We start from the raw sequence: 17,729 nt of genomic DNA, 5'->3' as shown, positions 1-17,729 counted from the left end.
GAGTTCGCTTGGCGGGAAGCGCTCGGGTAGTACCCGAATCGCGTTTCGGATCGCCCGGCGAATGGCCCTGCAATCCCGCGGTCGCAGCGCGCTGATCGCGCTGCTCGTGGCGATTCCCGTGCTCGGACTGGTAGGAATCACCACGGTGGACGCGAGCAACACTGCCTCTCCCGCCGAACGGGTCGTGCTCGAACTCGGCTCGACAGAGGCGCGGGTGATGATCGTCGCGTCGCCCGACCCGAAGTTCACCCAGGACCCGCTCAACGACCGCCATTGGGGGCCGAGCGACGAGGCATTCAATGGCGAAGCCGCGCAGTCAATCGAGCCGGAGCCCGTCACCGCCGCCTCGCTGTTCCCAGCCGGAACCCGTTTGTTGTCCATCCGGCAGGCCAACGTCGTCGCCGAAACGAAGGACGGACTCGGCTCCTTCACGGCGGTGCAGGGACAGCCGTGGGATGCGTCCTTCGCCGGAAAATGGGATGTCACAAGCGGTTCCGCACCCGCGAACGACGGCGAGATCATGGTAACCGCCGCCACGCTCGACCGCTTGGGGGCAACTGTCGGGTCGACGGCCGTGATCACCGCCCCCGAGCCCGGCGAGTTCACCATCGTCGGCACGATCCGAAGCGCCTGGCTCGACGACGCGGCGACCTCGTTCTACGGTCTCCCCGGCGCCTTCGACGGGGTCCTGCCCGATGATTCCGACCTGCTGACCGAGTGGTATCTGCCCGACACCCCGCTGACTTGGAGCCAGATCGGCGACCTCAACCCGCGCGGGGCGACCGTGCTCTCGCGCACCGTGTTGCTCGACCCGCCGCCGGTGGGCAGCTATCCCCTGGACGGCACCGTCTCCTTGAGCTTTTTTGATTCATTCCTCATTCTGCTCGGCGGCTTCGCCCTGTTCGAGGTGGCCCTGCTCGCCGGCGCCGCGTTCACCGTCGGCGCCCGAACCCAGCAGCGCACCCTGGCAACCCTGGCCAGCGTCGGCGGCGACAAACGGATGCTGTTTCGCGTTATGTCCTTCGGCGGCGTCATCCTCGGCGCCCTCGGGGCGGCCGTAGGAACGGTGCTCGGCCTGGCCGGAGCGTGGATCTTCATGCAGATTTCGGCGAACGGCAGCGCGGCGCGGTATCCGGGGTTTCACCTGGATCTGCTGTCGCTGCTGATCATCGCGGCCTTCGCCGTTCTCGCCGGCTGGTGCGCTGCCGCGGTGCCGGCCCGGGCAGCCGGGCGGATCGACGTTCTGGGAGCGCTCCGCGGTGCCCTACGTCCGCCGCGTCCGACGCCGCGACGCCCAGCGGCCGGGATCATCCTGCTGGCCCTCGGTGCGATCGTCGCTGTGAGCGGCGGACTGGTCGAGCTCGCCGCGTACTTCCCCGTCTATCAGGCGTGGCTGGCCAATTTCGGAATCGGCCTCATCATCGCCGGACCGGTGATCATGCAGCTCGGAGCGGTGTTTCTCGCTCCGCTGATTCTGCGCTGGGCCGCCGGGCTCGCCTCACGGTTCGGCCCCGGAGCCAGACTGGCGACCCGGGACGTGGCTCGGAATCCCGGGCGCAGCGTGCCGGCCCTCGCTGCCATCATGAGCTGCGTTTTCGTCGCCGCCTTCGCGATGAGCCTCATCTCGACCTTCCAGGTGAACTCGAGCAAGGACTACTACTATTCCGTTCCCGAGGACACGGCCTGGGTAAGCCTGAACGCCTACGTCGACGAACCGCCGTACGGGACGATGCTGCTGGAGAGCGGACCAGAGGTTCGTAACGCCTTGGACGGGGCCTTCCCCGACTCCCGGGCGCGCCTGCTCAGCAGCGTCGCGAACCCGCCCTCATGGGTCAAGACCCCGGCCGACGGCGAGACCGCAACCGGCAGCACAGCCCCCGTTTTCGCGTACCCGCGCCTCGATCCGGGCACGGTGTGCCCGAGCGACGCGACTCGGTCGGAGGTCGGTCATCAGGAAGATCGCACCGACATTCGCTGCCCGACGCCGTACTACCTCGATCCGATGATGTCGAGCATCAGCGAACACATCTGGGTGGGCGACATAGCAGATTTCGCTGCCATTCTCGGCGTGCCGGTGTCAGACCAGTCCCGGGCCACGCTCACCGCCGGCGGTGCGGTGAGCACCTACCAGCAGTACGTGGTCGATGACACGATCCACCTCGACTGGATGGCCACCCTCGACGCGACCGTGGCACCGGCCCGCAGCGTGGCGCTGGCCGGGAGCGTACAGTCGCCGGAGCATCCGCTGCCCTATGCGATCTTCATGCTCACGGAGACGGCCGATTCCCTGGAGCTGGACCATCGACCAACCATGGTCGTCAGCAGCCTCAATGCAGCTCCGACTCAGGCGCAGCAAGACCAGGTGCAGGGGGCCGTCACCGCCGTCGAACCAGGTCTGTTCGTGCAGGTCGAGCCAGGGCCACAGGCCTTCGGCGCATCGTGGACCTGGGCGCTGCTCGCCCTCACCGCGATCATCGCATTGGTCACGGCGTCGATCACCATCGGGCTCGCCCGCGCTGACGGGCACCGGGACAACGCGGTGCTCACCTCGCTCGGGGCGTCTCCACGGGTGCGCCGGGCGTTCGGGTTCTGGCAGGCGGTGGTGATCGTCGGCCTCGGCAGCGTCATCGGGGTACTGCTCGGACTCGTACCCTCGCTCGCCCTATCGCTGACCCGCGATACCGCTGGGCAGTCTCTGCTGCCGTTCACGCCGCCATGGCTCCAGCTGGCCCTCATCGTGGTGGCGCTGCCGGCGCTCGTTGCGGTCGGCGGTGCCCTCACGGCCGGCGGCAACCGCACCCGGTTCAGCAATCGGGCCGCGTTCGACTGAGTCGGACGGGGGCATCCGCTCTGGCGGCACTCGTTTGGGAAGTTGGCACGTGTTTGAACTAGTGCCGGCTTCTCAAACACGTGCCGCGATCCGCAACGGGACCCATGACGGCCCGGGCACGGCTACTGCAGGTGGCCGGCCTTCTCCATCTGGCGCAACTCGCGCTTGAGCTCGGAGAGCTCATCGCGCAGGCGGGCGGCGAGCTCGAACTTCAGCTCGCCAGCAGCCTCGAGCATCTGCGAATTGAGGTCGGCGATGATCGACTCGAGGTCGTTGGCACCGTTCGCTGCCAGGCCGACCCGGCGGTTGGGCGTCGACGACTTACGGCGGGCATCGCGACCGGCCAGAAGTTCGGCGGTGTCGGCCTCTTCGCGGGCCAGGGCCTCGGTGATGTCGCCGATGCGTTTGCGCAGCGGGGTCGGATCGATGCCGTGCAGCGTGTTGTAGGCGACCTGCTTCTCGCGGCGGCGGTCGGTCTCGTCGATCGCTTTCTCCATCGAGGCGGTGAGCCGGTCGGCGTACATGTGTACCTCGCCGGACACGTTGCGGGCGGCGCGCCCGATGGTCTGGATGAGCGACGTGGCCGAGCGCAGGAAGCCCTCCTTGTCGGCGTCGAGGATGGCGACAAGGGATACCTCGGGCAGGTCGAGGCCCTCACGCAGCAGGTTGATGCCGACGAGTACGTCGTAGATTCCGGCGCGCAGTTCGGTGAGCAGCTCAACCCGGCGCAGGGTGTCGACGTCCGAGTGCAGGTAGCGCACCCGTACCCCCGCCTCGGTGAGAAAGTCGGTGAGGTTCTCGGCCATCTTCTTGGTGAGCGTCGTGACCAGCACGCGTTCGTTGCGTTCAGAACGCTTCTTGATCTCTTCGAGCAGGTCGTCGATCTGGCCCTTGCTCGGCTTGACGATGATTTGCGGGTCGATCAGACCGGTCGGGCGGATGATCTGCTCGACGATGCCATCCGCTATGCCCATCTCGTATTTACCCGGCGTGGCCGACAGATACACGGTCTGGCCGACTCGGTTCTTGAACTCGTTGAACTTGAGCGGTCGGTTGTCGAGCGCGCTCGGCAGCCGAAAGCCGTGGTCGACGAGGGTGCGCTTGCGCGAGGAATCGCCCTCATACATGGCGCCGATCTGCGGCACGGTCACGTGCGACTCGTCGATGACCATGAGAAAATCATCGGGAAAATAGTCGAGCAGGCAGTGCGGGGCCTCCCCCGGTTCGCGGGCGTCGATGTGCCGGGAGTAGTTCTCAATACCCGAGCAGAAGCCGATCTGCTCCATCATCTCGAGATCGAAGGTCGTGCGCATGCGCAGCCGCTGGGCTTCGAGCAGTTTGCCCTCGCGCTCGAGCACCTCGAGGCGGTCGGCCAGTTCGATTTCAATGGTGCCGATCGCCCGGCGCATGACGTCGTCGCTCGCGACATAGTGCGAGCCGGGAAAGACCGAGACCGCGTCGAGTGTCTTGACGATGTCACCGGTGAGCGGATGCAGGCTGTGCAGCGCCTCGATCTCGTCGCCGAACATCTCGATGCGAATCGCAAGCTCTTCGTACATGGGGATGATCTCGATGGTGTCGCCGCGAACCCGAAAGTTGCCGCGAGAGAAGTCGACATCGTTGCGCTTGTACTGCATGGCGACGAATTTGCGCACCAACCAGTCGCGACTGACCTTCTGCCCCACCTGCAGGGCGATCATGGCCTGCATGTAGCCTTCCGGCGTGCCCAGACCGTAGATGCACGACACCGTCGACACCACGATGACGTCGCGGCGGCTCAGCAGCGAGTTCGTGGTGGAGTGCCGCAGCCGTTCGACCTCTTCGTTGATTGAGGAGTCCTTCTCGATGAAGGTGTCGGTCTGGGGTACGTAGGCTTCCGGCTGGTAGTAGTCGTAGTAGGAGACGAAGTATTCGACCGCATTGTTGGGCATGAGGTCGCGGAATTCGTTCACCAGCTGGGCGGCCAGCGTCTTATTGTGGGCCAGAACGAGCGTCGGACGTTGCACCTGCTCGATCAGCCAGGCGGTCGTCGCCGACTTGCCGGTTCCCGTGGCACCGAGCAGTACGATGTCTGTTTCGCCAGCGTTGATGCGGGCCGTCAGGTCGGCGATCGCGGACGGCTGATCGCCACTCGGCGTGTACTCACTGACCACTTCAAACGGGTTCACAGAGCGCGTTGGTTCCATACCTTCATTCTACAAAGGCGGTCTGACAGTCAGTCTTGCGCAGCAGAAGACGGCAAGCGGATGCCGTCGGTCACAGCGATCTTGCCGGCTTCAGCCGCGAGAACCCGCTCCCAGAGCGCGTCGACCGGCGCTAGTGTCGCGGCGATGGACCCGGTGTTGTTGATCACAACGTCAGCGATGGCGAGGCGCTCCTCGTCAGTGGCCTGGGCTCCAATCCGCTGAGTAGCTTCCGCCTCGGTCAACCCGCGGAGGTCGATCATGCGCCGAATTCGGGTTGCGGCATCGGCGTGCACGACCACGACGAGATCGAAGGTCACTAGGCCGCCGGCGACAGCCTCAGCCAAAAGCGGAACGTCATAAACCACGATGGCATGCGGATCGGCGGCGTCCGCGGCTGCAATCCGGTCGCGGGTGAGCTGGCGCACCGCCGGGTGGGTGATCGCATTCAATCGTTCGCGTCGCTCCGGATCAGCGAAGATGATGGCACCGAGCGCCGGCCGATTGAGACTGCCATCCGGCAGCACCACACTATCGCCGAACTCCGCTTGGATCGCGGCGAGGCCGACAGTGCCGGGTGCGACGACCTCGCGGGCCAACTGGTCGGCGTCAATGCCCACAGCTCCGAGCTCCGCCAACCGTTTCGCCACTGTGCTCTTGCCCGAGGCGATACCGCCGGTCAGCCCAATCACATACATCCCGCCAGACTATCTGTTGGCTCGGCTTGCACCGCGCGCAAGCGCCAAGCGAATGCGCCGACTCCTCGCGGGGCCCGCGTCGAAGTTTCGGTCTGGGTCCACTCGGATACCCGAAATCATCACCGCAGACCCAGCGTTGGTCGCTCCCGTAGTGCACGTTCGGGATTCCCTCGAATCGTTTTGCCAGGCTGGCCCGAACCTCGTCCTTGCCCACGTACTGGTCGCCACGGGGCGGAGTTCCCCGCGGCATGGAGACGACGCAGTCGTTTGCGAAATAGCCCATGATGGCGTCGAGGTCGTAGTCATTGCAGGCCTCCAGGAATCCCCCAATCACTTCGCATGTTAATTCCTCCCCCATGCGCGTCACCGTATCCGCTTATTCGAGGGCGCGCTTGATCTCAGCGAGTAACGCCTCACGGTTGAGGTCTGGTTTGTTCATGGCGACGACGGGTTGTCCTGGATCGCTGTCGATGGTGTCTTCTTCCTCGTTGGTGATCGCCGCATCGCCGGTCTCAGCAGATTTGACGCAGTAGGTGGGTTCCTCCACATCCGAAGTCGCCTGCTCGATGGTTTCCCGGTCTTCGTCAACGACAAGAATGCGGCGGGGATAGGAACGATTGAGGCGCAACCCCAGCAGGGCAAGAGAATTCTGCAGTTCCGCTCGCTGGAGCGGTTTTTCCAGCACGGCCGCTGCGCCACGACTCAGCGCCACACTCATGTCCGCATCGCCGGCGATGACCACGACCGGAATTGATGCAAATTTTGGCGAATCATGCAGCTGCAGCAAAAAATTCCACCCGTCTATGCCCGGCAATTTCACGTCGAGGGTGATGAGGCTGAGCGGAATTTTGCGGGCGAGAACGAGCGCCTCCTCGCCGGTGGATGCTACAACCACCGCGAAACCTTCGGCTTCGAGGAAAAGACGGACGAGCTTCGCCGACTTGTGGTCGTCCTCGACCACCAGAGCAGTGGACGTTGCCCCTGACTCAGCCACTTCGGTAACGCCGTCGCGGAGGCCCGGGAAAAAGAATATGGAGTCGTGGTCAGCCGTGGCGATCACTTCGGGCAGGGAGCCTTCCCCGAGTGCAGTATCGTTCTCGTCCCCGGGTATCAAAGATTGCTGCGGTCCGGAGCCGGAAGATGCTCTGACCACGGCGCTGGGGTTGGGCGCTAACGCCGTATCGGCAAGCGGATCGCCGTCGGTGGTCGTTCGGCCAGCACGGCGCGGCACGCCGTTGCCTGACGGTGACACAGCTCCGTCGAACGGTGTGCCCGCGTCGTCAGTCGAGCTCCGCCATTCAGAATTGTTCTCGACCCGGTTGTCGGTGTCAGTAACGGGACGAAAACTATGCATGAAACTCTCCGATGGGGCTGTGAAACCGTTGCGCACTGTGCCATTCCACCCAGAAGCCGATTGCACATGGGGGATAGCCGCATCCGCTCGGCAATTTTGTGAATACCGGGACGCAACCAAATAGAGGAAATTTCCTCACTACTAGGTATACCACGAACCACGACGTATCTAATGACGGCTGCGTAGTGACGGCGGATACCTCTGTGCGCGCGGTCCGTCGGCATCCGCTTTCGTCGCCCCGGTTAAACACGTCGGGCCGCATCCCGAAAGATGCGGCCCGACGTGCGCAGTCACACTGCGTAGCTGTGAAACAGCGCTGTGGTTAAGCTGTGGTGCTAGTTGCCGCCGGAGAGCTTCTCGCGGAGAGCCGCGAGTGCTTCGTCGTCGGCGAGCGTGCCGGCGCCAGCCGACTCGCTCGAGAAGGCAGAGCCGGCCGGTGCGACGTCGCTGGGGGCAGCGATCTCGTCGTTCGCGGTCGAAACCTGCTTCTTGTGGGCTTCCCAGCGAGCCTGGGCTGCAGCGTAGTCCTGCTCCCACTTTTCGCGCTGCTCGTCAAAGCCTTCGCGCCACTCGTTGGTCTCGGAGTCGAAGCCCTCGGGGTACTTGTACTGGCCCTTGTCGTCGTACTCGGTGAGCATTCCGTAGAGCGCCGGGTCGAACTCGGTGCCGTCGGGGTCGACGCCATCGTTGGCCTGCTTGAGGCTCAACGAGATGCGGCGACGCTCGAGGTCAATGTCGATGACCTTGACGAAGACCTCGTCGCCGACCGAGACAACCTGCTCGGCGAGCTCGACGTGCTTGCCGGAGAGCTCGCTGATGTGCACGAGGCCCTCGATGCCTTCTGCGACGCGAACGAACGCGCCGAACGGAACGAGCTTGGTGACCTTACCCGGTGCAACCTGGCCGATGGCGTGGGTGCGGGCGAAGACCTGCCACGGGTCTTCCTGCGTAGCCTTGAGCGACAGCGAGACGCGCTCGCGCTCGAGGTCAACTTCGAGGATCTCGACGGTGACTTCCTGGCCAACTTCAACGACCTCGCTGGCGTGCTCAATGTGCTTCCAGCTGAGCTCGGAAACGTGAACCAGACCATCGACGCCGCCGAGGTCGACGAACGCGCCGAAGTTGACGATCGAGGAGACGACGCCCTTGCGGACCTGTCCCTTCTGGAGGTTGTTGAGGAACGTGGTGCGGCTTTCGCTCTGCGTCTGCTCGAGCAGGGCGCGACGCGACAGCACAACGTTGTTGCGGTTCTTGTCGAGTTCAAGGATCTTCGCTTCGATTTCCTGGCCCAGGTACGGGGTCAGGTCGCGAACGCGACGAAGTTCGATGAGCGATGCCGGCAGGAAGCCGCGCAGGCCGATGTCGACGATGAGTCCACCCTTGACGACCTCGATGACCGAACCGGTGACAACACCGTCGGACTCCTTGATCTTCTCAACGTCGCCCCATGCACGCTCGTACTGAGCGCGCTTCTTGGAGAGGATGAGGCGGCCTTCTTTGTCTTCTTTCTGAAGAACGAGGGCCTCGACCAGGTCGCCGACCTTGACAACCTCAGAGGGGTCAACGTCGTGCTTGATGGAAAGTTCGCGAGAGGGGATGACACCCTCAGTCTTGTACCCAACGTCGAGGAGAACCTCGTCGCGGTCGATCTTCACTACGGTGCCCTCGATGAGGTCTCCGTCGTTGAAGAATTTCAGAGTCTTTTCGACCGCGGCAAGAAAGTCTTCAGCAGATCCAATGTCGTTGATGGCGACCTGCTTGGGTGCCCGTTCGGTCGTTGCGATTGTCATGTAGTAGTTGCTCCAGGATGGACATAGTCGGGCCAGACGCGAAAAATAATTCAGGTGTTTTTGGATGCTCCGCGGTACAGAAAGACCGTGGAACGCTCCGCGCATGGCAGCGGATAGGCGTCACAAATGTGACACTCCATACTAGCTACCCGACTCCCCCGCGGGCAACTCGACCAGCCCGCCGGTCGCCGACACAAGCGGATGCCCTACTTCAGCAGCGTAGAACGCAGCGTGTCCAGCCCGACGCCGCCGAGGTCGAGGGCGGCGCGGTGAAACTCCTTGATCGAGAAGGCGGCGCCCTGGCGCTGCTGTGCAGCGTCGCGCAGCTGCTCCCAGATGCGCTGGCCGACCTTGTAGGAGGGGGCCTGGCCCGGCCAGCCCAAGTAGCGGTTGACCTCGAATTTGACGAAGCTCTCGTTCATGTTGACGTTCTGGCCGAGAAATTCGAAGGCGTAGTCGGCGGTCCAGGGGCCGGAGCCGTCGGGCAGTTGTTTGCCCAGGTGCACCCCGATATCGAGCACCACGCGAGCTGCGCGCATCCGCTGCCCGTCGAGCATGCCGAGACGGTCGGCCGGGTCGTCGAGGTAGCCGAGTTGTTCCATCAGGCGTTCGGCGTAGAGGGCCCAGCCCTCGGCGTGGCCCGAGGTGCCGGCCAGCTGGCGGCGCCAGGTGTTGAGCTTGGCTCGGTTATAAACGGCCTGCCCGATCTGCAGGTGATGGCCGGGCACGCCCTCGTGGTACACGGTCGTCAGTTCACGCCAGGTGTCGAATTCGGTGACGCCGACCGGAACGGACCACCACATGCGGCCGGGCCGGGAGAAGTCGTCGGTCGGGCCGGTGTAGTAAATGCCGCCCTCCTGGGTGGGGGCGATCATGCACTCGATGGTTTTGATCTCGTCGGGAATGTCGAACTGGGTCTCAGCCAGGTCGGCGACGGCTTTGTCACTGGTTTTCTGCATCCACTCCTGCAGCGCCTGGGTGCCGTGCAGTTTGCGGCTCGGGTCGGTGTCGAGGTAGGCGATGGCTTCGAGCACGCTGGCACCGGGCTTGATCTGGTCGGCGACCTTCTCTTGCTCTTCAACCATGCGGGCGAGTTCTTCGATGCCCCACTCGTAGGTCTCATCCAGATCGATGGTGGCGCCGAGAAAGCGGCGGGAGGCGAGGGCGTACAGGTCACGGCCGATCGCGTCGTTTTCGGTGGCCTTACCCTCGAGCTCGTCGCGGAAGAAGGTGGCGAGCTTGTCGTACGCGGTCGCCGATTGGCGGGCACCGAGGCCGAGATCCTTGGCCAGGGAGGCGGGTAGGGTTCCGGTGTCGAGCGAGGCATTCGCGGTGAATTCGGCGAAGAACCCGTCGTTGGAAGCGTGGCGCTGGGCCTGGGCGAATACCTCCCGCACCTGGCGGCGCGCCGGTGTCACACCGCGTTCGATGCCGCGGCGCAGGGTCTCGATGTAGCCGTCGATGGCTGCCGGCAGGTTGCCGAGACGGCTGGAGATGTTGGCCCAGTCCTCGACGGTTTTCGTGGGCATGAGGTCGAAGATTTCGCGGATCTCCTGCGCGGGCGAGGCGATGACGTTGAGGTCGCGGAGCTGCAGCTGCGCGTCGGAGCTTTCAACGGTGAGCGACAGTTCGCTGCGCAGGTCGGTCTGCGTGACTTCGTCGACGCTGTCCACCGGTCGGGCGGCATCCAACTGCGCGATCGTCGTCTTCGCCGCGTCGAGGAACCGTTCATGACCGACCGGGGAGTAGTCGCCGTAGCGACCGTCTCCCTCTGTACGGCCGATGTAGGTACCCACGGTGGGGTCGAGGTCGACGAGGGTGTCCACCCACTCTTCGGCGATCTGGTCGATGGCCGTGGGAGTGCGCTGGATGTCGTTTGTCATGCATTGAGCCTAGAACACGGCGGTTCGTTGCGAACCCCCCAATTGGGGAAATTGGCCGGTCAACGCGACAGAGTGAGTCGCTCGGAAACCGGGCGGGGAAGGACGCCGTGGGCCCCCTCAGCCCTTCAACCGCGCTCAGTTGGACTAGTGAGCGGCGGCGTCCCAGTTGGCGCCGCGACCGACCTGCACGGTCAGCGGAACGAGCAGGTCGGCAGCGGACTCCATGTTGTGGGTGACGACCTGGCGAAGGGCGTCCCACTCCCCCGGGGCAACATCGAAAATCAATTCGTCGTGCACCTGCAGCAACATGCGGGACTCCATCGAGGCATCCATCAGATCGGCGGCGATACCATTCATGGCGATCTTCATAATGTCGGCCGCCGAGCCCTGGATCGGTGCGTTCAGTGCCGCTCGTTCGGCGTTGTCGCGCAGTACCCGTTTCGGGCTGGCCAGGTCGGGGAACGGCCGCCGCCGCCCGAAGATGGTCTCGGTGTAACCGTCGACCTTGGCCTGCTCGACGACGTTGCGCAGGTAGTCGCGCACCGAACCGAACCGCTCGAAATAGTCGGTCATGAGCTGCTTGGCCTCTTTGGTGTCGATGCGAAGCTGCTTGGACAGTCCGAACGCGCTGAGGCCGTAGGCGAGCCCGTAGCTCATGGCCTTGACTTTGCTGCGCATTTCGCCGGAGACGTCGGCGGGATCGACACCGAAAATGCGGGAACCGACGAACCGGTGCAGGTCTTCGCCGGCGTTGAACGCTTCGATCAGGCCGGCGTCTTCGGAGAGGTGCGCCATGATGCGCATTTCGATCTGGGAGTAGTCGGCGGTGAGCAGGCTCTCGCTGTCGGCGCCGGCCTGGAAGGCCACGCGGATGCGCCGGCCTTCCTCGGTGCGCACCGGGATGTTCTGCAGGTTCGGGTCGTTCGAGGAGATGCGGCCGGTGGTGGTGCCGATCTGCACGTAGGTGGTGTGGATGCGGCCGGTCGTGTCGATGGCCTTGTCGAGGGTTTCCACGATCTGGCGCAGCTTGGTGGCGTCGCGGTGTTTGAGCAGCAGGTCGAGGAACGGATGCGGGTTGCTGGCCTGCAGGTCAGCGAGAGCGCCGGCATCCGTTGAAAAACCGGTCTTGTTGGCGCGGGTCTTGGGCATCTCGAGCTGGGTGAACAGCACGTCCTGCAGTTGCTTGGGTGAACCGAGGTTCACCTCACGGCCGATCTCCGCGTAGGCGGCGGCGGCGAGGCTGGCCGTACTCGCACCGAGCTCGGCGGACAGTTCGGCGAGCTGCTCGTGCGAGACGCTGACGCCGGCCAGTTCCATGTCGGCCAGGGCCAGCAGGGTCGGCAGTTCGATCTCGAGCAGCAATTTGAGCGAGCCGGGGTCGAGGACTTTCTCCACGGCGGCAAACAGGCGCAGGGTGTACCAGGCCTGGGCGGGAGCGCCGGCCTGCTGGGTCTCGTCGGGAACGAGCTGGTTGGGGTCGGCGATGGGCATGGTCTCGTCGAGGTAGCGCGACACGAGGTCTGCCAGGGTTTTGTCGGGGCCGCCGGGGCGGAAGAGCCAGGCGCCGACCAGGGTGTCGAAGGCGAGGCCGGCGAAGGGCAGCCCGCTGCGACGCAGCGCTTTCACTTGATGTTTGGCGTCGTTCATGATCTTCGGAGCTGCGCTCGCGAGCCACGCTTCGAGCGGGGCGTAGTCCTTACGGCCGGGCTGCCAGGGCAGGTTGATGGTTTCGGTCGGGCTGGCCAGCCCGAAACCGATTGCCTTGCCGTTTTGCACCTCCACCGTGAGGCCAAGGCCCGCCGGGTGAGTCACGGTGGCCCGGTCAAGCCAGGATTGCAGCTCTTCGTCGAGCAGATCCTGCGCGACGGGCGCCTGCACGGCGGGGACCTCCACAATGACGGTAACGGATGCTTCAACCGCCGGGTCCTCGCCGGCCAGCTTGAGCACCCGGTCGAGCAGGGTTTTGAATTCGAGGCGGGTAAAGATGTCCCGCACCGCGTCGGTGTCCATGGCGCCGCGTTCGAGCGCGGCGACGGCCATCGGCAGCTCCAGGTTGGTGACCAGGCGGTTGAGTCGGCGGTTGCGAATCGCGTTCTCCTTCTGCTCGCGCAGGTTGTTGCCAACGACCCCCTTGATCTCGTCGGCGTGTTCCAGGATGCCATCGAGGCTGCCGTACAGACCGAGCCACTTCACGGCGGTCTTTTCGCCGACCTTGCTGATGCCGATCAGGTTGTCGCTGGTTTCGCCGACGAGCGCGGCCACGTCGGGGTACTGCTCCGGTTCGATGCCGTAGCGTTCGCGCACCCGAGCCGGGTCGTAGCGGGTGAGGGCCGACACGCCCTGGCTGGCCGGGTAGAGCAGGGTGACGGTCTCGTTGACCAGCTGGATGGCATCGCGGTCGCCGGAAACGACGAGCACGTTGTAGCCGGCTGCGCTGCCTTCGACCGAAAGGGTCGCGAGGATATCGTCGGCCTCGAAGTCTTCCTTGGTGATGGTGGTGATGTTCATCGCGGCGAGGGCTTCCTGCAGCAACGGAATCTGGCCGAGGAATTCCGGCGGCGTCGCATTGCGGGTGCCCTTGTATTCGGGGTATTCCCGGGTGCGAAAGGAAGCACGGGAGATATCGAAGGCGACCGCGAGGTGGGTCGGCTTCTCATTGCGCAGCAGGCTGAGCAGCATCGACAGAAAGCCGTGGATGGCGTTCGTATGCTGCCCGGCGTGGGTCTGGAAGCTGTCCACTGGCAGGGCGAAGAACGCCCGGAATGCCAGGGAATGGCCATCGATGATCATCAGGGTAGGCTTTTCGGAGTCCAACACTCCCCCAGCCTACAAGTGTCTTCCCGCGTGGGTTCCCCCGACCAAAGGTGATCATGTTCAATACGACTGACGATGCACTCGCCTGGGTTCAGCAGCGCGGTGGCGGAGACCTCGCCGACAAGATGGGGCTGGAGTTCACCGAGTTCACGATTGACCGGGCAGTGGCACGGATGCCCGTGGCTGGCAACACGCAACCGGCCATGCTCATGCACGGCGGCGCCTACGTCGTGCTCGGCGAGTCCCTCGGCTCAATGGCCGCAAATCTGCACGCCGGACCGGGCAAGCTCGCCGTAGGCATTGAGATCAACGCCTCGCACAACCGTTCGGCGACGTCGGGCTACGTGACCGGGGTCTGCACGCCGATTCACCTCGGCCGTACGCTCACCACGCACGAGATCGTGGTCACCGATGACGCCGGTCGACGCTGCTCGACGATTCGCATCACTAATATCATCAAGGACCTGCCGCCGCACGCCTAGTTGGCTGCGTAGCCGGGCTTCTCTGCGGGGTCTGACTTCTCTGCGCGGTCTGACTTCTCTGCGCGGTCTGACTTCTCTGCAGGGTCTGACTTCTCTGCAGGGTCAGGCTCCACCAGGCTGATGAACGCGCTGAGTTCGGTGACACCGGCCGGTGTCACCGGCAGATACTCGGTCAACGCCGGCGAATAGACCAGGTACGCGGCCCATTTCGCGCGTGAGATGGCGACGTTCAGTCGGTTCTTCATGATCAGGAACGACAGGCCGCGCGGCACATCCTCGGCCGAACTGGCCGCAAGCGTAACGATCGCGACGGCGGCCTCCCGGCCCTGGAATTTGTCGACGGTGCCAACCCGCACGCCCGGGTAACCTGCAGCGTCGAGGGACTGCCGCACCAGGGTGAGCTGGGCGTTGTACGGCGTGACGACGATCACGTCGGCTTCGGTCAGCGAGTCATTCAGCCGGTCGGCACTCGGGTCGGTCCACAGCCGGCCGAGCGTGGTCTGCACGAGGTCTACCACGACATGAGCTTCTTCGGGTGAGCAGATGGCGTTGCCGGTGTGCACGACGGGCACCGCGTGCACACCGGGCGCAATGCCGGCGAGCGACCGGGTCGAGGTGACCGGGTTGGCGCGCAACAGGCCGCCATAGGACAGCCGGGAAACGGGAGCGGTCACCGCCGGATGCATGCGGCGACTTTCGGCGAGAAAATAGCCCCGGTCGGCGGGCAGCACGTCGTGGCCGGTGGCGACCCAGCCGAGCGCGGACTGGTCGATTGGCTCGGGATGGGTGCCCTGACTGACCTGCGGTAGTTGCTGCGGGTCGCCCAGCAGCAGCAGATTCTGGGCGCCCACGCTCGACGCGATCGTCGAAGCGAGTGAGAACTGCCCGGCTTCGTCGACGACGAGCAGGTCCAGACTATGGCGCGGAACGCGCGCGGGATTGCTGAAGTCCCAGGCGGTGCCGCCGATCACGAATCCGGTCGCGGCATGGTCGAGCGCGAAGAGCAGCTGGCCATCCTTCGGCAGTACAGTGAAGGCGGCATCGGCCGGGTCGGCCCCGGTCTTCGCCACCTTGCCAACGAGGTCCGGATCGAGCTCCGCCGAAACGACAGCGCAAAGAAGATTCTCGACGACCGCATGGGATTGCGCGACGACACCGATCTTCCAACCGTGCTGCTGCACGAGCGCGGTCATGACGTGGGCACCGAGATAGGTTTTGCCGGTCCCGGGCGGCCCTTGGATCGCGAGGTAGGAGTGGTCGAGGTCGAGCAGCGTCGCAATGACGGCGTCGATCGTGGTGCCAGCGGCCGCGACGGCCGTCAGCTGCCCCGTGCGGGTACGCGGCGGAGTGCGGCGCAGAATGTCGACCATCGGGTCGCTCGGCCAGCGCGGCTGGGCGTCGACGATGGCAGCGGCCCATTCATCGATGGCGGGCTTCTGCTGCATCGGCCGCGGCGGGGCAGCCGGAGCGAGGGCGCTCGGCCGGTGATCGTATCGAGCAACGTCTTTGAGGAGCGTCTCTTCGACCAGGATGCCACCGTCGTCGCTGACTTCGAGCACTTTCACAACGCGGTGGGTGCGCGCGCCGTCGGAGGTATCCGGGTTGGGGAACGGCCCCGGGTAGTCGTAGAGCACATAGGGCCCGGCCTGGTCGCCGGGCTTGATGCTGCTGCCCGGAGCGAGCCGCCCACGCAGCCAGAGGTGGCGGCGGTCGACGCGCTGCTGGCCCTCACGAAACCAGTCGCGTTCCACGGCAACGTGTTCGACGACGAGCACATCGCGGGTGTCCTGCCATTCGTCGATCGGGTACTCGAGCCGAAAATAGTGCCCCCACCAGAAACTCTTCTGCTCGCGCCGGTGGTAGTCGATCGCTGCGGCGGCAAAGGCGGCCGCGGTCTGGTCTACGCTGCGCGGGGTGTGGCTGATCGGGGCCGCGAGGGCGAGCAGGGCGTCCCGCACCGGCGACGGCTCTACCGTGTCGGCATCCGCTTCGAGTGGCGTGCCAGCAGTGCGGATGCCGGCCCCGCGTGCCAGCGCGCGCAGCCAGTCGCGCAGGCGCAGCGTTGACACGCAGTCGTAGCGGTTGTAGTCGGCGATGGAGTCGAGCATGCGCTGCGCTTCGGCCCGATCTCCGTGCTCGTGCAGGTCGCGGGCTGCGGCGTATTCGGTTATGGAATCGGACGCATTGGTGACCTCGCCACCGCGCAACTCGGCCCCCATGTAGAGGGGTTCGAGCTTCTTGATCGAGTAGGAACGCGACCCCACGCGCATCGTCTTGCGAACCAGCGGGTACAGGTCGACCAGCACGTTCTCACGCAACAGCTGGTCGATCTGGTCTTCGCCGACGCCGTGCCGAGCGGCCAGGCTGAGTAGGTGAGTGCGCTCGTACGCGGCGTAGTGGTAGACGTGCATGCCCGGAAACCGCGCTCGGCGATCGGCGAGGTAAGCCAGAAAGTCGGTGAGCGCCACGCGCTCCTCGGCCCAGCTGTGTGCCCAGAAGGCATGAAAGGTTTCATCGGTGTCGACCAGTCCGAACAGGTAGTCGAGGCCCCACTGCGTGCTGGTGCCCGCGGTCGCGCTGCCTTCCGTCACGGCTCCCTCCGTCACGTCTCCCTCAGACGCGGCTCCCTCAGACGCGTCTCCCTCAGAGTAGAGCGGGTCACCCTCGAAGTCGAAGAAGATGTCGCCGGGATTCGGTTCGGGCAGCACCATCAGTGCACCCGCGTTGTACAGGTCAACCGGCGGGGCAGTGCCCGCCACCGCCTGCAGCTGCAGCCGCGCCTGCGTGCGCAGGGCGGTGAGCGTCGACTCGGCCATTCCGTCGGTACTGCCGGTCGATGCCGCGAGGTCGTCAATGGTGCGGATGCCGCCGGCCGCCAGCCGGGCACGCTGCGAAAGCCGCAGCCCGGCAACCAGCAGCGGATCGCGCTGCTCCTGCACCTCGGTCTCACAGCTGGCACAACGCCCGCAGACGGTGTACCGCGGGTCTCCCCAGGCGACGGCGACGGTGTCGGCGAGACGCTCGGCAATGATCTGCACCAGGCGCTGCCGCCGTTTGCGATAGACCGGCCGAATGTCGGCGAGCCGGTGCACGCTCACGGAACCGTCGCCGAGCAGCAGTTCGACCCGACGAGCCGTGGCAACTCCGAAGCGCTCCAGTTGCTCGGCGTAGGCGGCGAGCTGCAGCAGCGCTGTAACCCGGGCATGCCGGGCGAGTTTGGTGTCCTGCAGCAGCCAGCAACCGTCGCTCTGGCGCACGATGAAGTCGGCGAACCCGAGGAAGGCGATATCTGCGGTGGGCGAGCCGAAGTCGGGGTCAAAGAACGTGGCCTGAAAGACGACTTCAGCGCCAGTGCTGAAAGCGAGCCGCGTGTCGTCGGCGGCTGTCCCGAGGGCGCGGCGGTCCATCCGCTCTGGACGGGCAATTTCGACCACAGATTGGCCGAGCCGGTACCGCTCAAGTACCCGTTGTTCGTGCTCGTCACCGAGCCGGGACGTGCGTTCGAGCATGGCGTCGACCGGGTCGGGCACGACGTCGATGCGGCCGAGCCGCGCGTCGATGCGGCGCAGGAAGGCAAATTCGCAAACGGATGCAACACTCAGGTCACTTGCACTCGTCACCACGCTGCCGTCCAGTAAAAACATGCGCCCACCCTTGCTTTTTTCGAGCGTATCGGACACCACCGACATACAGTC

10 protein-coding genes are annotated in these 17,729 nt (G+C 65.0%); 2 read left to right on the top strand and 8 right to left on the bottom strand.

Annotated elements, in window-relative coordinates:
* Window positions 1-61: 61 nt before the first annotated feature.
* Complete coding sequence (locus E3T41_RS04115; protein WP_166791492.1) at window positions 62-2,830, top strand: FtsX-like permease family protein; 2,769 nt, start codon at window positions 62-64, stop codon at window positions 2,828-2,830.
* A 122-nt stretch (window positions 2,831-2,952) separates the two neighbouring features.
* Here the strand turns inward: E3T41_RS04115 and uvrB are convergent, their stop codons facing one another.
* From uvrB to polA, 7 genes are all read right to left on the bottom strand, one after another.
* Window positions 2,953-5,016: an excinuclease ABC subunit UvrB gene (uvrB, locus tag E3T41_RS04110; RefSeq protein WP_092448539.1), complete on the bottom strand. Its 2,064-nt coding sequence runs from the start codon at window positions 5,014-5,016 to the stop codon at window positions 2,953-2,955.
* Window positions 5,017-5,045: 29 nt separating this feature from the next.
* Window positions 5,046-5,711 carry a dephospho-CoA kinase gene (gene coaE / locus E3T41_RS04105; RefSeq protein ID WP_092448538.1) on the bottom strand — a complete coding sequence of 222 codons (666 nt, stop codon included), beginning with the start codon at window positions 5,709-5,711 and terminating at the stop codon, window positions 5,046-5,048.
* Window positions 5,623-6,069 (bottom strand): nuclear transport factor 2 family protein, encoded by a 447-nt coding sequence (locus tag E3T41_RS18900; RefSeq protein WP_092448537.1) that lies wholly within the window; start codon window positions 6,067-6,069, stop codon window positions 5,623-5,625. Before E3T41_RS18900 ends, coaE begins: the two co-directional genes overlap by 89 nt.
* Window positions 6,070-6,087: 18 nt before the next feature.
* Window positions 6,088-7,101, bottom strand: a complete 1,014-nt coding sequence (locus tag E3T41_RS04095) for a PleD family two-component system response regulator (protein ID WP_134477442.1) — start codon at window positions 7,099-7,101, stop codon at window positions 6,088-6,090.
* Window positions 7,102-7,400: 299 nt separating this feature from the next.
* Window positions 7,401-8,855 (bottom strand): 30S ribosomal protein S1, encoded by a 1,455-nt coding sequence (rpsA, locus tag E3T41_RS04090; protein WP_092448535.1) that lies wholly within the window; start codon window positions 8,853-8,855, stop codon window positions 7,401-7,403.
* A 206-nt stretch (window positions 8,856-9,061) separates the two neighbouring features.
* The gene (locus tag E3T41_RS04085; RefSeq protein ID WP_134477440.1) at window positions 9,062-10,738 is read right to left on the bottom strand and encodes a DUF885 domain-containing protein; all 1,677 of its coding nucleotides are present in this window, start codon (window positions 10,736-10,738) and stop codon (window positions 9,062-9,064) included.
* A 144-nt stretch (window positions 10,739-10,882) separates the two neighbouring features.
* Window positions 10,883-13,555 (bottom strand): DNA polymerase I, encoded by a 2,673-nt coding sequence (polA, locus tag E3T41_RS04080; protein ID WP_134477438.1) that lies wholly within the window; start codon window positions 13,553-13,555, stop codon window positions 10,883-10,885.
* Window positions 13,556-13,608: 53 nt separating this feature from the next.
* Here polA and E3T41_RS04075 point away from each other — a divergent pair, with 53 nt between their 5' ends.
* Window positions 13,609-14,034 (top strand): hotdog fold thioesterase, encoded by a 426-nt coding sequence (locus E3T41_RS04075; RefSeq protein ID WP_092448532.1) that lies wholly within the window; start codon window positions 13,609-13,611, stop codon window positions 14,032-14,034.
* Here E3T41_RS04075 and E3T41_RS04070 read toward each other — a convergent pair.
* A complete protein-coding gene (locus tag E3T41_RS04070) occupies window positions 14,031-17,678 on the bottom strand; it encodes a bifunctional RecB family nuclease/DEAD/DEAH box helicase (RefSeq protein WP_134477436.1) in 3,648 nt (1,215 codons plus the stop codon). The genes E3T41_RS04075 and E3T41_RS04070 overlap by 4 nt on opposite strands.
* Window positions 17,679-17,729 lie beyond the last annotated feature (51 nt).

It is taken from the genome of Cryobacterium sp. Hh38 (genome assembly GCF_004403235.1).
Taxonomy (GTDB): domain Bacteria; phylum Actinomycetota; class Actinomycetes; order Actinomycetales; family Microbacteriaceae; genus Cryobacterium; species Cryobacterium levicorallinum.
Note: the sequence above shows the minus strand (reverse complement) of the source record. Positions and strands in the feature narration are given on the sequence as shown.

What these genes read in the sequence shown, in the direction of transcription:
- E3T41_RS04115 (WP_166791492.1), top strand. Translation starts at nt 62, where the DNA reads ATGGCCCTGCAATCCCGCGGTCGCAGCGCGCTGATCGCGCTGCTCGTG.
- uvrB (WP_092448539.1), bottom strand. Translation starts at nt 5,016, where the DNA reads ATGGAACCAACGCGCTCTGTGAACCCGTTTGAAGTGGTCAGTGAGTAC.
- coaE (WP_092448538.1), bottom strand. Translation starts at nt 5,711, where the DNA reads ATGTATGTGATTGGGCTGACCGGCGGTATCGCCTCGGGCAAGAGCACA.
- E3T41_RS18900 (WP_092448537.1), bottom strand. Translation starts at nt 6,069, where the DNA reads ATGGGGGAGGAATTAACATGCGAAGTGATTGGGGGATTCCTGGAGGCC.
- rpsA (WP_092448535.1), bottom strand. Translation starts at nt 8,855, where the DNA reads ATGACAATCGCAACGACCGAACGGGCACCCAAGCAGGTCGCCATCAAC.
- E3T41_RS04085 (WP_134477440.1), bottom strand. Translation starts at nt 10,738, where the DNA reads ATGACAAACGACATCCAGCGCACTCCCACGGCCATCGACCAGATCGCC.
- E3T41_RS04075 (WP_092448532.1), top strand. Translation starts at nt 13,609, where the DNA reads ATGTTCAATACGACTGACGATGCACTCGCCTGGGTTCAGCAGCGCGGT.
- E3T41_RS04070 (WP_134477436.1), bottom strand. Translation starts at nt 17,678, where the DNA reads ATGTTTTTACTGGACGGCAGCGTGGTGACGAGTGCAAGTGACCTGAGT.